Origin of the sequence: Bacillus sp. I-2 (assembly GCF_001974945.1) — a bacterium.
In the GTDB taxonomy this organism is placed as follows: Bacteria; Bacillota; Bacilli; order Bacillales; family Bacillaceae; genus Bacillus; species Bacillus safensis.
In genome coordinates this window covers 446136-464042 of record NZ_LZRW01000011.1, presented here as the reverse complement: position 1 = coordinate 464042, position 17907 = coordinate 446136, and the positions used below count along the sequence as shown (strand labels likewise).

Below are 17907 nucleotides of genomic sequence, written 5' to 3'. Positions count from 1 at the left end.
GACATGGGAAACAAAGAATTGGCGCAAGAAATTATTAAATTAATCGGTGGAACCGGCAATATATCTCAAAGCTGGCATTGTATTACGAGGCTGAGATTTAATATCAACGATGAAAAACAGGTAAAAGTAGATGAACTAAAAACAGTAGACGGTGTGCTGGGAGCACAATTCCAAAGCGGACAGTTCCAAGTCATTATTGGAGCAAAAGTCGCAGAGGTCTATGAGGAAATTGACCATCTGATTGGTGAGCGCAGCAATGATTCTCCTCCTGACAAAAATACGTCAAAGATGAATCCAATCGAAGTCGTATTCGATGTCATTAGCGGAATTTTCACACCGATTTTGCCAGCGATTGTTGGTAGTGGATTGATTAAAGGGATCATGGCTTTGTTCGTTAGTTTAGGCTGGATGACGGAAAAAAGCTCTACCTATGCTGTACTTCAAATCTTTTCAAATGCTGTCTTTTACTTTTTACCTTTCCTCATTGCGTATTCTGCAGCGAAGAAATTTAAAACACGAGAATCTCTTGCGATGGCACTCGCTGGGATTTTATTGTATCCAACGATGGTGGAAGGTGCAGCAAAAGGGGCTGATCCACTTAGTTTTTTAGGATTGAGTATTCCATTAAATAATTATACTTCTTCAGTCCTACCGATTATTTTAGGCGTGCTGCTCCTTAGCTTTATCGATAAGTGGATAACGAAAGTGATTCCAAAATCCTTAAGCATCGTGTTTACACCGGTACTGAGCTTAATGATCACGGCGCCTCTTACACTAGCTTTCATAGCGCCTATTGGAAACGTTTTCGGTCAGTATTTAGAGATCTTTTTCACTTCTTTATTCCATTTTGCTGGACCGATTGCAGGTTTATTAATGGGAGGCCTCATGCCTTTAATTGTGCTAACTGGGATGCATTACGCATTCTTCCCAAGCACGTTTGCCAGCTTTGAAAAAGTTGGTTACGATGTCATGCTGCTTCCGATGAACTTTATTGCCAATATGGCACAAGCAGGTGCCGTTTTAGGTGTCATCATTCGCACAAAACGAGTAGAAACAAGGTCTTTGGCGTTATCAACATTGCTTCCGAGTTTCTTTGGAATTACAGAACCAGCCATTTATGGAGTAACACTGAGACTGAAAAAGCCTTTCTATGCTTCATTAATAGGCGGCGCAGCTGGCGGATGTTTTTATGGTTTATTCTCAGTTAAAACGACAGCATTTTCAATTCCAGGTATGACATCTCTGCCAACCTACATTATGAAAGGCACGAACAATTTCCAGCTGGCTTTAATTGGAATAGCGCTGAGCTTTTTGGTCTCACTGATTGCCACTATGTTTCTTGGCTTCAATGAACCTGCCACAAAGGATGAAGGTCAGCCGGAAAAACAGGAAAAGCCATCTAAAAATCCAGAAAATGCAGTCAATCAACAAGCTGCCAGACAAGTAAATCCTTATGAAGTACAAGCACCTATAACTGGTAAAGTCGTTCCTTTATCTGACGTAAATGATGCCGTCTTTTCAAGCGAAATGATGGGCAAGGGAGTAGCGATTATACCTGATAAGGGGGTGGTACAAGCGCCGTTTTCCGGAAAAGTAGTGACCGTTACACCTACTAAACATGCAATAGGTTTGGTATCAGATGATGGGGTTGAATTATTAATACATGTAGGGATTGATACCGTCAGCCTAAATGGTCAATTCTTTGAGGTATTGGTGGAAGAAGGAGATGAAATCAACATCGGGGATCATTTATTATCATTTGATATAGAAGGAATTCAATCAAAAGGATTAGATATCGTGACACCTATGATCGTCACTAATTCCTCGAAGTACCTGGATGTTATCTATACAGGTGACTCTTATGTCAACGCAGGAGAAAATAAACTCTTAATGCTTATTCATTAATCATAATAGAAGGGATGATTGAAATGAAAGAATTAAAAAAAGGATTTTCAGATAATTTTCTATGGGGTGGCGCAACCGCTGCCAATCAAATAGAGGGTGCATATTTAGAAGACGGAAAAGGGCTGTCAACTTCAGACTTTGCTGCATATAAAGATCCTTATGCACAAGGAAAAGTGAACAACTTTACATTCGATGTGAGTTCAGCTGAACTAAACAAGTACAAGGAAAATCCTGAGGCATTTGATTTCCCAAAAAGACGCGGAATTGATTTTTATCATCGTTATGAAGAAGATATTGCACTGTTTGCAGAAATGGGATTTAAAGTATTTCGTTTGTCTATCTCATGGGCAAGAATCTTTCCAACAGGCTTAGAGGACAAGCCGAACGAAGAAGGATTGGCTTTTTACGATAAAGTATTTGATGAATGTGCGAAATATGGAATTGAACCGCTAGTAACGATGTCTCATTATGAAATGCCAATTACTTTAACAGAAAAATATAATGGATGGATGAGTAGAGAGCTTGTCCCATTGTTCGAAAAATACGCACGTGCGATTTTAGAAAGATATAAAAACAAAGTGAAATATTGGATTACGTTTAATGAAATGAATATGAACCTTAATAGCCTTTATACAGGTGCAGGAATTTTAGAGGATCTAGTAGACCATAAATTACAGGCTGCTTACCAAGCATCTCACCATCAATTTGTGGCGAGTGCATTAACAGTGAAGGCAGCGAAGGAAATCATTCCAAATGTCCAAATTGGCTGTATGATTAACCAAATTGAAGCCTATGCAAAAACAACAAAACCAGAGGATCAGCTGCAGGCAGTTAAATCGAATCAATTGAATATGTTCTATCCTGATGTTCAAGCTAGAGGCGAATATCCAACATACATGGTGAAATACTTTGCTGATAATCAAATCAAGCTGGATATTAAAGAGCAGGATGAACAAATTTTAAAAGAGGGCACTGTTGATTTTGTTGCGATCAGCTACTATATGTCCCATGTAGCAGAAGCACGTGAAGATGCTGCTGAGCTAGCGGGTACGTTTGACAGTCCGATTAAAAATGAACACTTGGAATTATCACAATGGGATTGGCCGATCGATCCAATGGGTCTGCGCATTTCATTAATTAAACTGTATGATAGATACCAAAAGCCTTTATTTGTTTGTGAAAATGGACTTGGTGCAAGGGATACATTGACACAAGACGGAAAAGTACACGATGATTATCGAATTGATTATTTGAAAAAACATATTGAACAGATGAAAGAAGCCGTAAAAGAAGGTGTTGACTTAATGGGGTATACACCTTGGGGCTGCATTGACTTAATCAGCTGCGGAACATCTCAAATGACTAAACGCTATGGTTTGATCTATGTGGATCAAGACGACCTAGGAAATGGTACACTGAATCGTTACCGCAAAGACTCATTCTTCTGGTACAAAAATGTAATCGCATCAAATGGAGAAGACCTATAAAAGCAAATTGAATGATGTAAAACACCATCTCAGGGCGCCTTAACCGGCTGCATGCGATGGTGTTTTATTTTTCACGAAAACATATCTTGACCTTGAAGTATAGTTCAACCTTTATAATATAAATATAGAAAGACAAAATCACGGAAAAGGAGTAACGACGGAGTTGATGACTAGAGGAGAACTTGCCAAACAAACAGGAATAAGTCCTGCCGCAATTCGTTACTATGAAGAACACAACATTTTACCTGTCCCGAGACGCCGTTCGAACGGTTATAGACGATACACAGAAGATTATATTGTGAAAATTCAATTGATCAAAGATGCCAAATCATTGGGTTATTCACTAAAGGAAATAAAAGAAATATTGGAAATGCTGAGTCAAGACATAGAAATAGATACTTTAAAAAGAATTGTACATCAAAAACATGAAGAAATTGAAAAGAAAATTAACAATCTTCGTCTCATTCAAGACCTTCTATCTAACTTATTAAAGACTCCTGAGAAAGAAGTACAAGTGTATCTCAAATCATTTCATGTGATGAATCAAGATGACGAATAAACATATCTGCTTAAAGGAGAGAAAACAAAATGAGTGTCGACATTTTTAATGGAGAACGTTCTGAAGAGAGTATTCAATTTGAAACATTATTCACGTCCCAAAGTAATAAAGAAAGTTTTGCTAGTGTCGAAAAAACCAAAAATCTTCTGTCTCAAATAGAAAATATAAAGCCTTATGCAATCGGAAACGATGTGAAATTAAAGAGTGAGATAAAGGAGCAGACTTTCGAAGGAATGCAGGTTTTCACATTGAATGACCAAATGTCGCAAAAGCAAAAGGTGATTTTATATATACATGGTGGTGCCTGGGTAAACCAGCCTCTCAATTTCCATTGGTGGTACATGGATAAAATGGCTCAATCCCTTAACGCCAAAGTGATCGCTCCTATTTACCCTAAATTACCTCATTACAGCTACCAAGATACCTATCCAAAAATCCTAAATCTATATAAAGAAATACTAAAAACGGTTGAGAGTACCGATCAATTAACGATCATGGGTGATTCAGCGGGCGGAAATATCTCTCTTGGCCTTGCGCACCTCTTAAAGATGGAAGGTCTGCCGCAGCCGAAGGATATCATTTTATTATCTGCCTGTGTTGATATGAGTTTAAGCAATCCTCTTATATTTGAATATGCCGATAAAGATCCCATTCTAGCCCCTGAAGGAATAGATGTCATTACAAAAATGTGGGCAGCAGATAAAAAGGTAACTGACCCATTAATCAGTCCAATTCACGGTGACTTTAACGGTCTTGCGAAGATCACTCATTTTATTGGAACACATGATATTTTATATCCAGATGCACTAAAGCTTGATGAAAAGCTAGCAGAACAAGGAATTGATATGAAGACCTTTGTTTATCCAGAAATGCTGCATGTATTTATCGTCATGCCAATCCCTGAGGCACAAGACGCTCAGGAAAAAATCATTCAGGTGATAAATAGTTAGATTCTCTTTTCACATATCAAAATGCTCCGACTTGAATATTTGAAAGCTTTGCGAAATGGGCTGCTTACTGAAAGCAGTCTTTTTCCATTCAACATGACATACATTTAGAATGTCAATCCGCCTCAGATTAAATATTCCTTAAATTCCAATTTTTGTTTACAACGTGCAGATTTCTTATTAATATGATACATATTTGGTTCTTCACCGGTTCATAAAGGAGAGTGACATGATGAGTGCTTTTTTTCTACATCCCATGGCGCTGATCTTATTTACATTGCCTTTGTTATCTTTGATATGGGGGATTGTTGGCTACTGCATCTTTAAGCGAGTTTACATCGTTCTTATCATCACATTTGCAGTCTCCACTATTTTCATATTTGCCTATACTGGGTTTGACATGTCAAATATGTATTGGGTCGTGGTGATGACCTTTTTATGCATGTGTACCTCTGTCATCACAAAAATCATTCGATATATGTATGGCCGCTATAAAAGAGCATAACGAAAAAGCTGATGGTCACAAAAATCAGCTTTTTTGTATCCATTCATTTCACCTTCAAGAACGCCCATTATCTGAAGTTTGGTTATATTCAAAACGAGCATAGAAGGGCGAAGGGGACACAATGCACACATTTAATCTTACTCCAAAAGATGTAGAGTTAATAGACGAAGCAAAAAAGAAGATTACGAGCCTTTATGAAGAAGATAAACACCATGTAGGAGCCGCTATCCGCATGAAAACAGGAGAAATGATCTCGGCTGTCCATATAGAAGCCTATATCGGACGGGTAACGGTTTGTGCAGAAGCCATTGCAATTGGCAGCGCTTTATCGAATGGCTATAAAGATTTTGATACCATTGTCGCTGTCCGACATCCATATTCAGATGAAGTTGATATACGACCTAGACTTAGCAGGCAGAGGGATGCATCAGGCATCAAGCGTTCTCTTTATAGCATTCCAAATAACTGAAAAATTGCTCCACAAAAACAGCCCCATGTATGTTCTCCATATGCGCCGTGTTAAAAATATATTGTTCCATATGCTCAAGCTTGCGCAGTCTGCGTACCAGTACTTTGCGATCCTCGTCAGAAAGATGACGGTCATTATTTATCTTCGTCAATGCAGATTTGACACGCGCGGAGATTTCTTCAACATATAGATGGTTTTTGGATGCTGGCGGAATACATTGCGATAGGTCACAGCCTTTAAAACAAACACCATCAAGGGTGCAGTTTTCAAAATTGGCAATCAGCTTTTGTTTACCATTTCCCTCAAACGTTATATCACCAGCTTACCGGTAAAGGTACAATTTACGATATTCGCTGCTTGTAAAATGCGGTCATTAAACCTGCATTTATAAAATGTACAGTTGATAAACGCAGCATTTTCCAATGTCATTCCTCTCATATCACAGGAGGAGAATTCGCAATTCGTAAAAACAGCCTCTTCTCTAGCAATCCCAACAGAGCGCAAATCAGAACGAATAAACGTACAATGCTCAATCGTACTACCTGCAAAAAATCTCGCATTCGTCAGATCACACGTATCAAATATAAGATGACGCAGGTGACAGCTCCAAAATATAGGTGAATGAACATTCGAGTTGTTGATCGTCGTTCCGCTTATTGTTTCATGTTCATACCTGACAATATCAGAAAATATTTCGTTGTCTACTGACATTCCAGACTCAAGCCTTTTCATGGTGATCACCTATCATTTCTTCAGAATCTTTTCCAATTCAGTTTCACTAAGCGGTTGGCACTGACAAGTTATTATATCATAAAGCTAGAAACATAAAGAGAGCGGTCATCGTTTTGAAAAGCGCTTATATCACAATGTGTATTTCACATTCATTTTAAATCATGAAGGGGGAACAAAAGAATGAAAAGGTATGACGCATTCCCAGAACCAATCGGCGGCTATACTGCCGGACGCACACAGATGGATTTTGAGTACACGGCATCTGATCACTCAAAAAGAGAACTGACCGCATTTGTATACTATCCGTCTGATAGCAATGAAGGGAAGACCCCATCAACGTACATGTTTCCTGAAGTATACGAAATGCTGCATGACCAGCCGCTTGTCACTAAGTATATGAAGGAAAAGGATTTTTTCTCTATCGATATCCAAACGTATTGTTACGACGACCTGGCTCTTTCCGGGAAGGAAAAACGCTATCCAGTATTATTTTATGTTTGCGGCGGGGGCGGTTCTCCAGAATGGGGGACAGTGATCTGTACAGACCTTGCAAGCATGGGGTACGTTGTCGTCAGTATCGGTCATCAGAATAGCACGATGTATAAGTGTAAAGATGGGCGTCTGTTTAATGTATCAAAGGATTTTTCAGATGCCATTATGGCGTTTTCTGAAGATCCAGAAATGATGGCGCTGGCTGGTCAGATGACGATGCGGCCTGACGATGAAACTGCCATTGAGACATGCCGTAACGTCCTTACACTGCCAATACTTCATCAGTTAACTAAATATAGTGAATTACAGGCAGAGGATGTAAGGTATGCAGCCAATTATCTTTACAAACTAGACTCCGGGGAACTTAATTCCATCTTTAATGGCAGATTGCAGCTTGACGCCGGCATGGGCATAGTCGGACATTCTTACGGAGGGCCTACGACAGCAATTGTTTGCCGGGATGACGACCGATTCGCCTGCGGGATTGGCTTCGATAGCGGTGCATTCGGTCTTCTTGACAGCGACCTAAAAAAACCCTTTTTGCTGCTGTTTTCTGAGCCTAACTATCATATGAATGCGATCATTGGCGCTAACAATAGCATGGAAACCTATTATTTCTCTGTTGACCATGCTGCACATTTAGATTATTGCGACATCCTGTTTACCGGTGTAAACGAAGAACTGAGAGGCGAACGCGATGCGATGGAGATGAGGAATCTTGTCACAGACTATACGGGGACCTTTTTTGATCATTACATTCTGCAAAAGCCTGTACATGTGGAAAGTCTGTCATACGATGGCGTGGACTTGATTAAGAAAACGAGCAGAAAGTGATGACCTGATGGTCTCATGTCTATTGCATGGCTGACAGGTTCTCCATGGTAGAAACTAAGAAGGATGATTTTTTATTTGTTTCTATCTCATTTTTCTCAGGATTCTCCGTCCATATTTTCCATATGAATCCGTCTTCCTCATTTATACTTTTCGCTAAATCAGAAAACTCTTTTGCCATTTCATCACCGAAAGGACCCTTCATCTTAAAATCTATCTGTAATAAATATGCCATCGTCATTCTTCTTATGTTGAAGTTGTTCCCCGAGCACTTCTTTCCTTTGATATTGCTCTCGCGGAAGTTCCTTCTCCATAAAAAACCGTACATCTGATGGGTCAACTTGCAGGATTAATTGGACTTGTTGTTCTAATGGCGGATTGTGTTTAGGTTTTTTAGCGATTGAATTGCTTTCGAAGAACTAGGCATGAGACAGCGAATACTGCGAAAGCGCCCGCTGATCCAGCAGTAAACACCAGCTCAAATTGTTCTGGTTTGGACTTGAATAACAAAGGGACAGAAAGAATGAGAGCAGCACCACTAAAGCCCAATCCTAATATCAACGTTGCCAATAATTTATTCATAGAAACACCTCTTACACTCAGAATTAGAACAATGGAAACGACTGATTTCAAGAATCATCGTTAGGATTCGACATCCTTTCACATTCCTAGTTGGAGTGTATCATATGATGGCGGACGATTGGTTTCTTTTCATTAAAACGCACAATCGTGAAATAAACTTTTTAAACGAACGGTGTTCGTTATAATATAAATGTGATGTGGCTTTAAACGATTTCCATAAGAAGAGGAGATGCATACGATGATCGCATTCCTTTCATCCATAGCCTGAAAGAAGAAATGTTTGCAGGTGATACCGTATCAATGGAACGGTTCAGGTGGGGAATTGAAGTCATTTTGTATGGAATCCAGCAAGAAATCAATTAGAAAGGAGCACAAGCAAAAAGCAGTCAATGGCTGCTTTTTTTATATTTTCTCAACTTTTTCAACATGTATAAAAAAATCTATATATTGTTTTTATATATAAAAAATTATATAATCTAGTGGAATAAACAAATGAGGTGCTTAGGCATGGAAAATACGAAGAATTTATTAGAGAGCTATATTCCTTTAGCAAAATCTACTGCAAAAATGTTTGGACCAAATTGTGAAATAGTTATTCATGATTTAACGAACCCTCAAGCATCTGTCATGTTTACAGTCAATCATCATGTGACAGGAAGAAAAATCGGTCAATCATTTGATCATTTGGTAAAGACTGTTTTACAATCCGAAGATTTTAAAGAAGATTACCTTGCTGGGTATACATTTAAAACCGAAGACAACCGTACCATTCGTTCTTCGACTTCATTAATTCGTGATTCGAAGCAAAAGGTGATCGGGGCATTCTGTATCAATTTTGATGTTGAAGCATTGAATCAAATGCAGCAATTTATGGATACTTTTCTTTCTACAAAAGTTGAAGTTCAAGAGAATGAAACCACATCAAATGATGATCTTGAAAATGTGGAAGGAATAGTAGATCAATTGATTCAACAGATCATTCAAAATAGTGTTCACCCAGTCATGAAACGCCATGAAAAAATTGAATTAATAAGGTTCATGGATGAAAAGGGAATCTTTTTAATGAAAGGTTCAGTTGAGAAGGTCGCATCTATGTTAGGTATTTCTAAAGTCACCGTCTATAGCTATTTGGATGAAATCAAACATAAATCGAATGAAGGGGAAACGAAATGAAAAACATCCTTGAGGTAGGGAATCTAAAATCCAACGGACATTATGCATTCGCAACCATTCATCAAAACACGGTCTATGTTTCAGGACAATTTGCCATCAATCCCGAAACGAGAGAAAAAGAATTCGGCCCCATTGAAGAAGAGACATTACAAGCGCTTAAGAATGTGGAGATGATTGTAGAAGCAGCCGGAAGTAAAAAAGAAAAGATTTTGCGTATGACATTATACATTTCTGATATTGAACTATGGGATAAAGTAGATGCGGTTTACACTGAATTTTTCGGTGAACATAAGCCAGCACGTACTGTTGTACCAACGAATGAATTAAATTTTGGTTTCAAAATTGAAATTGATGCTATTTCTTATATTTAGAATATTTTTTTGCCCACGATATATAAAAAAGTATATTTCATATAAAAAATTATTCAAGGGGGCTGATGATTGATGAATCAATTGATTTGTAACCATTGCGGGAAAAGGTATGAGATAACACCAACTTTATGGAAATGTGATTGTAACGGCGTATTAAACCTGGTGAAAGATACCCCTAAAATAAATATTGCGGCTTGGGATCACTACCCAAACTCATTATGGCGTTATGTTGAAACCATGCCATTTTCAAAAGGTTCTAAGACTTGGGAATCTGTGACAATGGGTGAAGGTCAAACTCCGTTAATCGTTTTAGATCCTAATGAGCCAAACACTTATGTAAAAGTTGATTATATGATGCCTACACTCTCCTTTAAAGATCGAGGAGCTGCTGTTTTAATGACAAAGGCAAAGGAATTAGGGGTATCAAAAGTCATTGCGGATAGCAGCGGGAATGCAGGAACGGCGATTGCCGCTTATGCAGCTCGTTGCGAGATTGCATGTGACATCTATCTAAGCGATGAAACATCACCTAAAAAGATCGCTCAAATAAAAGCCCATGGAGCAACGGTTAAAGAAATTCGCGGTACACGAGAGGATATTGCAGCCGCGGCGCAAAAAGCAGTAGACGCCGAAAACGTTTTTTATGCAAGCCATGTGTATCATCCTTATTTTTTTGAAGGAACAAAAACATACGCCTATGAAATCTATGAACAAATAAAAGGAGCACCTGATGCTTTAATCATTCCGGTTGGAAATGGTACTCTCCTTCTAGGTGCGTATTACGGTTTTAAAGAGTTATTTGAAAATGGTTTGATTCATAAAATACCGAAAATCATTGCCATACAAGCGAAAAACTGTGCTCCTCTCGTGAAAGCTTATCAAAATGAAGAAGAATCAGCATCGCCTGTTACGAATACAGGGACCTTAGCAGAAGGGATAGCCATTGCTGCCCCGGCCCGCTCCAAACAAATTCTAGAAGCTGTACAAGATACCAATGGTACATTTATAGATATTGAAGAAGAGGAGATATTGAATGCACGCTCTAAACTAAGTGAGAAAGGATTTTATGTGGAAGTGACATCTGCAGTCAATTTTGCTGGCTACATGAAATATAAAAAGGAATCAAAAGAAACAATCGTCATACCTCTTTGTGGCGCAGGAATTAAATCAAAATAACCCGATATGACTAATACAACTTGAAATCGGAGGAATGTTTCATGGGATTGGATTTTACTCATTGCGAAGCACATTGGTCATACAGTGACTTCCATGATTTTAGAAAAAGATAAGTAGCTTGTATTGGTATGAATTTAGATGATATGGAGGGGTTTGGTGGGGAAATACCCTTTAAAAACTACCAGGATGACATCATTCCATTGCTGGAACAACCAGATTCTGATAGTTACTTATCACCAGATGTTTGTCAGACCGTTGCTGCGAGATTGCGTCAACTGATCCGCCATTGGCCAGATGATGATATAGATAAAATGAACGCTCTTTATCTAGCAGAGGGAATGGAACTAGCGCATCAACAAAATGAGATATTGGGATTTATATAGAAGAGGATATATGGCAGATCTTCAATATAAATATGAAGGGTATCTCAAGAGAGATGCTCTTTTTCTTGCCTAAATGTACAATCCCTTTTGCCCAAAAGTACAATTTTACTTCACTATTTCATTGCGTAGAATAAAGAGGTGAATATCATGAATTCAATGAAAAAGGAGTAAGTGAATGGCTAAATTTTTATATAACTTAGGAAACTTTGCTTTTACTAAGCCTAAACGAATGTTAATCGGTTGGTTACTTATTTTAGTAGCTGTAGTTGCAGCAACAATAGGGACAGGCGTTTCATTTAATGGAGATATGTCGATTCCAGGAACAAAATCTGAAAAAGCGATGGATCTCTTGGAAAAGAAGTTCCCAGCAGGTGATGATGAGGGAACAATTCGTCTGATATTTAAAGCACCTAAAGATGAAACATTAGAAGCAAAGAAAGTGAAAGATAAAATTAATGAGACGATAAAAGAAATTAAAAAAGATAAAGCAGTTAAGCAGGTGACCGATTTATATCAAAACTTTACGATAAGTAAAGATAAGAAGATAGGATATGCGGATATTACGTATCGAGTGAAAGCGGATAAGGTAAAGCAATCCTCAAAAGAGAAAGTATTAAATAGCATTAAGATTTCAAGAGATGCCGGCATCCAAACAGAATTAGGCGGCTCCGTCGCATTCTCTGAAATTGAAATAGGTGGGATTTCTGAAATCATAGGGATTGTCTTCGCCTTCTTGATTTTAGCCTTTACATTTGCTTCACTTTTGGTCGCAGGATTACCAATATTGACGGCTGTGATTGGGTTAGTAATAGGTGTTATGGTCATTTTAATCACCTCAAACTTTGTAGAAATGTCTGCATTTAGTCTCACATTAGCGGTGATGATTGGTCTTGCAGTAGGAATTGATTATGCACTGTTTATCATTTCAAGATATCGACAGCTGTTAGCAGAAGGCTACAATTTGAATGAGGCTGCTGCTAGAGCAGTAGGTACCGCAGGAAGTGCTGTATTATTTGCGGGCGTCACTGTTATTGTTGCATTATGTGGACTTGTATTAGTTGACATACCATTTCTAGGTATCATGGGCCTTGTGGGAGCCTTTATGGTCCTATCTGTTATGCTTGTTTCTCTCACGATTGTTCCAGCTATACTAGGGCTTCTTGGAGATAAGGTGAGTCCTTCTAGGAAAAATAAGTTATTTTCTAAATTACAGCCAAAAAAAGAGAAAAAAACAATGGGCTGGGGAAGATTTATTCAAAAGCATCCGGGTAAAATAATGATAGGTGTCATTTTATTGACAGGATTGGTAAGCTGGCCAGCACTTCATATGGAGCTTGGTCTTCCGGATAACGGTATGAAAGGCAAAGAAACAACTGAACGTAAAGGATACGATCTTTTAGCAGAAGGATTTGGCAAGGGGTTTAATGGACCACTTGTTGTTATCCTAGATGCCTCTCAAGCAGATAAAACGATGAAATCCAAGTCCATCGAGGAATCATCAAAATTGTTAGAAAAAATGGATGGTGTCAAACAAATCACGCCGGCGATACCTAATCAATCAGGTGAGTACGCCATGTTAACAATCTTACCTAGAAGTGGTCCGGAGGATAAAGAAACGAAGCAATTAGTGAAAGACATTCGAAATGAATCGAGCGTAACTGACACAAAGTTTCTTGTGACAGGTTCTACTGCCGTGAATATAGATATTTCAGATAGACTCAGTGAAGCATTACCGAAATTTGCAGGAGTCATTATTGGATTTGCTTTAGTGTTAATGATTCTTGTATTTAGATCATTCCTTGTTCCATTAAAAGCTGTACTAGGGTTTTTAATGACATTAACTGCTACATTAGGTTTTGCTGTCTTTGTTTTACAGGATGGACACCTTGCCCAATTGTTTGGAATACCTGCAGCAGGTCCTCTGTTGAACTTTATGCCTGTACTAGTAACAGGAATATTATTTGGTCTTGCAATGGATTATGAAGTATTTTTAGTTAGTAGAATGAGGGAAGAATTCCTTCTATCTCAGGATGCAAAGAAATCTGTTATTTCTGGATTACAGCATAGTGGCAGGGTTGTAACTGCAGCAGGCTTAATTATGATTTCCGTTTTCGCAAGCTTTATTTTTGCTCAAGACTTGATTATTAAAACAATGGGATTAACATTGGCATTTGGGGTTTTATTCGATGCATTTGTCATTAGAATGACCTTTATCCCTGCTTGTATGATGCTATTAGGGCGTGCAAATTGGTACTTACCTAAATGGCTGGCACGATTGCTTCCGCATATTGATATTGAAGGAGAGTCAATTGCCCAAAAAGAAAAGAAGATTATATAATTTATTCTTTTTAAAATGTTAAAATTCTAATACCGCCATTGCCTCTTTAAAAGGCGGGCGGTATTTTTCGTGTTATGATGGGATTTGGAAGGTGAGCGTTTATGGGTAAAAAACGGATAGACCCATTTAATGAAATGATATATTCCCGAATTCCCACGTTATTATGGGGCATTCTTGTTTATGCTGCAGCGATGATTTTTCAGTTTTTAACAGTATCTTTATCGCTTTCAAGTTTGTTTTTTTCTGGCCTTTTTGCAATTCATCTGATTTTTCATTGGTGGTCATATTATTGGTTCCAGAAGAAGCCTTGGATTTATTTCTTCATACAAGGAATCGTTATTCTACTTTGTGTTTTAGCCATGCCAGCTGCCTCTCCTGTGATTTTAATTGGTCTTTTACCGATCATAATTGCTCAGAGCATTGGTGTATACTATCATACATTAAAAATTATTTTGACAGGACTTTGTTTTTATGTGCTTTTTTTTCTAGCTCTTATTTTGGCTAATGATACAGATGATCTGACTGTCTACATTCCGATTTTATTTCTTATCCTTATTGTGGTCGTTGCATACTCTATCTTATTTTTTAGACAAGTAAAGGCTAGAATTCGAACTCAAACGTTCCTAAAGGAACTCGAACTCGCACATCAGCAGGTGGAAGAGTTAACCCTTGCTAATGAGCGTCAAAGAATGGCGAGAGATTTACATGATACCCTTGCGCAAGGGCTTGCAGGCATTATTATGCAATTGGAAGCTGTTCAAGCACATTTAGAGAATCAAAATACCGAGCGTGCTCAAAGCATTATCAAGGGCTCAATGAGCCAAGCGCGAAAAACATTAGGTGAGGCACGAATGGTGATTGATGACCTTCGGAAGGATCGTCATGATCAATCCGATTTAACCGAAACAGTGAAAAATGAAGTAAATCGATTTACGACAGCAACGAATATCCCAATTCGTACAAAGATCTCTGTACCTCAGAATATGTCGCCTTTTTTTATTGAACATACAGTTTACATGATAAAAGAATGCTTAACGAATGTTTCAAAACATGCCAAAGCAAGCCAAGTCGAGTTAGTAATGGTACAACAAGGTGATCACATCCATTTGGAAATAGCAGACAATGGAGTGGGATTTGATGAGAAAAAACGAGAATCCACTTTTGGACATTACGGAATCATTGGTATGTCAGAACGTGTTCGGCTGCTTGGTGGAGAGATCCATTTGAAAAGTAAAAAAAATGAAGGTACACAAGTAATAGTGAACATACCTTTGAAAAAGGAGTAAATACAGTGTCTTATCGAATTGTGATTGTTGATGATCATTATGTTGTGAGAGAAGGATTAAAATTAATTCTTGAAACAGACGAAAGATTTGAAGTAGTTGGAGAAGCAGAAGATGGGGGAAAGGGGATAGATGTCATAAAAGAAAAATCCCCAGACCTTGTATTACTTGACCTCAACATGCCTATGATGAGCGGGCTTGATATGCTTAGAGAAATGCAGACTCTTCAAATAAAAGTTCCCGTACTCATTCTCACTACTTATAATGAAGAGAAATTAATGATTCAAGGGTTACAGCTTGGTGCAAAAGGCTACCTCTTAAAGGATGCCAGCAGAGAAAACTTATTTAATACAATTGAAGCGGCCATCAGAGGAGACATTTTACTTCAATCAAATGTGGCCTCAAAGGTATTTGAATCAACCGTACACAAAGAACCTCAAGAAAAATTGAAAACAGACAACCACTTGCTTACCGAAAAAGAAATGCTCGTTTTGCAAGCAGTAGCTAGAGGGTTTCGGAGTAAGGAAATTGCATTTGATATGGGAATTTCCGAAAGAACTGTAAAAGCACATTTAACAAACATTTATCAAAAACTAAATGTGACATCAAGAGCTGAAGCAATTAAAACATCAATAGAATTAGGAATCATTCATTTTTAGAATCATTCTCTTCATAATTGAAATGATCAAAAGAAACAAAAAAGGGGCCATTAAAGTGAAGCTGTCGATAAACTCGGCAGCTTTTTTATGAGGTATTGAATAGTGAGTTCAGTGGTGATAAAAGCAGACCTGTTGAAAGTGAAGCAGCTTTTTTGAAATCTATGGATGAGCTGATGCCTATATTTGAACAAGAAGGCATCAAGTTAAACATCCAATCTCATCCTAATGATTTTATCGAACTAAACACTGAAGCCATTCGTATGATTAGAGCATTAGATAAAGACTGGATCAAATTAGTCTATTCTGTTCCCCATGCTTTTTTCTATGATGATGGGATTGGTGATGTCGCAAAACATTTAGAGGAAGCTGGAGATCTTCTTGCCCACGTATAAATGGCGGATACCCTCAATCATAAAGCAGTTTTGGATTGCGCTATATCATAAATCCACCTGATGCAAATGTAACCATTCATCAACACTTAAATCCTGGGGAAGGGGAAATTAACTTCGGCGCTTTGTATCGTAAATTAAGAGAAATGAAGTTTGATGGGATTGTCACAAATGCGGTTTTTGCTTATCCAGACCGTCCTGAATGTTCGAATGAGATTACTTTAAAATCGATTAAACAAGGTTTGCATATTTAAAGTTTTGCTGAGAGCCTATTTGAGGCTCTTTGTTTTGATGTTTGAGGAGAAAGCTGCTGAGAAAGCATTTTAAACAATCTTAGCTTTCTTCCCAGCCTAACTATTTCATTTTCATTTGTTCTTCCCCCCAATAGCAAATCGCATCTAATACAGGGATCAATGATAATCCCTTTTCCGATAAACTATATTCTACTTTTGGAGGCACTTGAGGATATTCTTTACGATGAATTAACTGATCTGCTTCAAGCTCTTTTAGTGTATTGGTTAATGTTTTAAAAGAGATTGCCCCAAGCATTCGTTTCAACTGATTATAGCGAATAGGAGCATTGTTTGCATATAAAGCATACAGTACCGTCATCTTATATTTCCCACCAATTAATGATAAAGTGTACCCAAATCCAGTTTCTTTTAGATCAACATGAGCTGTAAAGGATTCTTTGGTCATTTTACACTCTCCTTTAGGTTAGTATCGCACTTTAATTACCGTACTTGTAGTACGTTATAGCATACAATAAAATGAATGTACATCAAAATATGATGAAAATAACAAAAAAGGGTGAATGAATCATGAAAACAATTGTCTATGCACATCCTTGGGATGGAAGCTATAATCATGCCATTTTGACTTCCATTACAAAAAATCTAGAAACAAAGAGAGAACCATTTCAAGTGATCGATTTATATAAAGATGGGTTTAATCCCGTTTTTTCAGCTGAGGAATTGAAGTATTTTCATAAAGGAGAAACGCCTGATCAATTAGTTAAGGATTATCAAAAGAAATTAAGTCAGTCAACTGAATTAATATTTATATTTCCTGTCTGGTGGTGGGATTTACCTGCAATTTTAAAAGGATTTATTGATAAAGTCATGTTAAGAGGTTTCGCATTCTTGGAAGATAAAAACACTGGGGCTTTAAAAGGTTTATTGACAAATATTAAAAAAACAACCGTGATCTCAACATCTACAACAGATAAGGAGTATATAGAATCTGAAGGTGGGAATGCGATTCAAAGCGTTTTTATTAACAGAACTCTTGCTGACTTGGGAATTAAAAATGAAGACACCAAATGGATTCATTTTTCGAGAGTTAACTTAACAACAGATGAAAAGAGGAAAGTATTTTTAAACGAAATATCCCAAAGTATTTAATTTACTGTAGCAGCCAATAAGGAAAGGCACAACCTTTACGACCGATCTAATTGAGAAGGTGGTAGAGGTTGTGAAATTAAATATCGACACTCAAATATGTATTCTTATTTCTTAGTTTACATAATATATATTCTAGGAAGTTAAACTGACAATGAATTTCTTTTGTCTCATAATTGAGTATACTTATCTTATTGAGACAAAATAGAAAAAATCAAAATCCAAC

General features: G+C 37.7%; 18 protein-coding genes and 2 pseudogenes. 16 read left to right on the top strand and 4 right to left on the bottom strand.

Going from position 1 to position 17907, the window contains the following annotated elements:
* Positions 1-3: 3 nt before the first annotated feature.
* From BAE31_RS05830 to BAE31_RS05805, 6 genes are all read left to right on the top strand, one after another.
* The gene (locus BAE31_RS05830; RefSeq protein WP_076839750.1) at positions 4-1905 is read left to right on the top strand and encodes a beta-glucoside-specific PTS transporter subunit IIABC; all 1902 of its coding nucleotides are present in this window, start codon (positions 4-6) and stop codon (positions 1903-1905) included.
* A 23-nt stretch (positions 1906-1928) separates the two neighbouring features.
* The gene (locus tag BAE31_RS05825) at positions 1929-3392 is read left to right on the top strand and encodes a glycoside hydrolase family 1 protein (RefSeq protein WP_170871275.1); all 1464 of its coding nucleotides are present in this window, start codon (positions 1929-1931) and stop codon (positions 3390-3392) included.
* A 166-nt stretch (positions 3393-3558) separates the two neighbouring features.
* Positions 3559-3951, top strand: a complete 393-nt coding sequence (locus BAE31_RS05820; protein WP_076839846.1) for a MerR family transcriptional regulator — start codon at positions 3559-3561, stop codon at positions 3949-3951.
* Positions 3952-3980: 29 nt separating this feature from the next.
* Entirely contained in the window at positions 3981-4901 is a 921-nt protein-coding gene (locus tag BAE31_RS05815) for an alpha/beta hydrolase fold domain-containing protein (RefSeq protein WP_076839746.1), read from the top strand.
* Positions 4902-5130: 229 nt separating this feature from the next.
* Positions 5131-5403 carry a DUF2651 family protein gene (locus tag BAE31_RS05810; protein WP_076839744.1) on the top strand — a complete coding sequence of 91 codons (273 nt, stop codon included), beginning with the start codon at positions 5131-5133 and terminating at the stop codon, positions 5401-5403.
* Positions 5404-5524: 121 nt separating this feature from the next.
* The gene (locus tag BAE31_RS05805; protein ID WP_083703975.1) at positions 5525-5872 is read left to right on the top strand and encodes a cytidine/deoxycytidylate deaminase family protein; all 348 of its coding nucleotides are present in this window, start codon (positions 5525-5527) and stop codon (positions 5870-5872) included.
* A 309-nt stretch (positions 5873-6181) separates the two neighbouring features.
* Here BAE31_RS05805 and BAE31_RS19905 read toward each other — a convergent pair whose 3' ends face one another.
* Entirely contained in the window at positions 6182-6604 is a 423-nt protein-coding gene (locus BAE31_RS19905; protein ID WP_249895843.1) for a pentapeptide repeat-containing protein, read from the bottom strand.
* A gap of 180 nt (positions 6605-6784) precedes the next feature.
* Between BAE31_RS19905 and BAE31_RS05795 the strand changes: the two genes are divergently transcribed.
* The gene (locus BAE31_RS05795; RefSeq protein ID WP_076839743.1) at positions 6785-7930 is read left to right on the top strand and encodes an alpha/beta hydrolase; all 1146 of its coding nucleotides are present in this window, start codon (positions 6785-6787) and stop codon (positions 7928-7930) included.
* 85 nt (positions 7931-8015) lie between these two features.
* Here BAE31_RS05795 and BAE31_RS19900 read toward each other — a convergent pair.
* A pseudogene (locus BAE31_RS19900) lies at positions 8016-8162 on the bottom strand (YdhR family protein); the annotation flags it as partial.
* Positions 8163-8320: 158 nt separating this feature from the next.
* Positions 8321-8509: a hypothetical protein gene (locus BAE31_RS05785; protein ID WP_061109938.1), complete on the bottom strand. Its 189-nt coding sequence runs from the start codon at positions 8507-8509 to the stop codon at positions 8321-8323.
* 507 nt (positions 8510-9016) lie between these two features.
* Between BAE31_RS05785 and BAE31_RS05775 the strand changes: the two genes are divergently transcribed.
* The 8 genes and pseudogenes from BAE31_RS05775 to BAE31_RS05740 all read left to right on the top strand — a co-directional run.
* Positions 9017-9682: a helix-turn-helix transcriptional regulator gene (locus BAE31_RS05775; RefSeq protein WP_075623194.1), complete on the top strand. Its 666-nt coding sequence runs from the start codon at positions 9017-9019 to the stop codon at positions 9680-9682.
* Complete coding sequence (locus tag BAE31_RS05770; RefSeq protein ID WP_076839741.1) at positions 9679-10053, top strand: RidA family protein; 375 nt, start codon at positions 9679-9681, stop codon at positions 10051-10053. The genes BAE31_RS05775 and BAE31_RS05770 overlap by 4 nt, the downstream gene beginning before the upstream one ends.
* Positions 10054-10125: 72 nt before the next feature.
* A complete protein-coding gene (locus tag BAE31_RS05765) occupies positions 10126-11229 on the top strand; it encodes a threonine synthase (RefSeq protein WP_076839740.1) in 1104 nt (367 codons plus the stop codon).
* 128 nt (positions 11230-11357) lie between these two features.
* On the top strand, positions 11358-11612 hold the full coding sequence (locus BAE31_RS05760; protein ID WP_249895842.1) for a hypothetical protein: 255 nt from the start codon (positions 11358-11360) through the stop codon (positions 11610-11612).
* Positions 11613-11787: 175 nt separating this feature from the next.
* Complete coding sequence (locus BAE31_RS05755; protein ID WP_076839738.1) at positions 11788-13950, top strand: MMPL family transporter; 2163 nt, start codon at positions 11788-11790, stop codon at positions 13948-13950.
* Between the two features lie 101 nt (positions 13951-14051).
* Positions 14052-15236 carry a sensor histidine kinase gene (locus BAE31_RS05750; RefSeq protein WP_076839737.1) on the top strand — a complete coding sequence of 395 codons (1185 nt, stop codon included), beginning with the start codon at positions 14052-14054 and terminating at the stop codon, positions 15234-15236.
* 5 nt (positions 15237-15241) lie between these two features.
* Positions 15242-15892: a response regulator transcription factor gene (locus BAE31_RS05745; protein ID WP_044334492.1), complete on the top strand. Its 651-nt coding sequence runs from the start codon at positions 15242-15244 to the stop codon at positions 15890-15892.
* A gap of 95 nt (positions 15893-15987) precedes the next feature.
* Positions 15988-16535 (top strand): annotated as a pseudogene (locus BAE31_RS05740) (sugar phosphate isomerase/epimerase family protein); the annotation flags it as partial.
* A 100-nt stretch (positions 16536-16635) separates the two neighbouring features.
* Here the strand turns inward: BAE31_RS05740 and BAE31_RS05735 are convergent.
* Positions 16636-16980, bottom strand: a complete 345-nt coding sequence (locus BAE31_RS05735) for a winged helix-turn-helix transcriptional regulator (RefSeq protein WP_076839735.1) — start codon at positions 16978-16980, stop codon at positions 16636-16638.
* A 122-nt stretch (positions 16981-17102) separates the two neighbouring features.
* On the opposite strand from BAE31_RS05735, the gene BAE31_RS05730 reads away from it, so the two are divergent.
* Entirely contained in the window at positions 17103-17684 is a 582-nt protein-coding gene (locus BAE31_RS05730) for an NAD(P)H-dependent oxidoreductase (protein ID WP_076839734.1), read from the top strand.
* Positions 17685-17907: the final 223 nt, after the last annotated feature.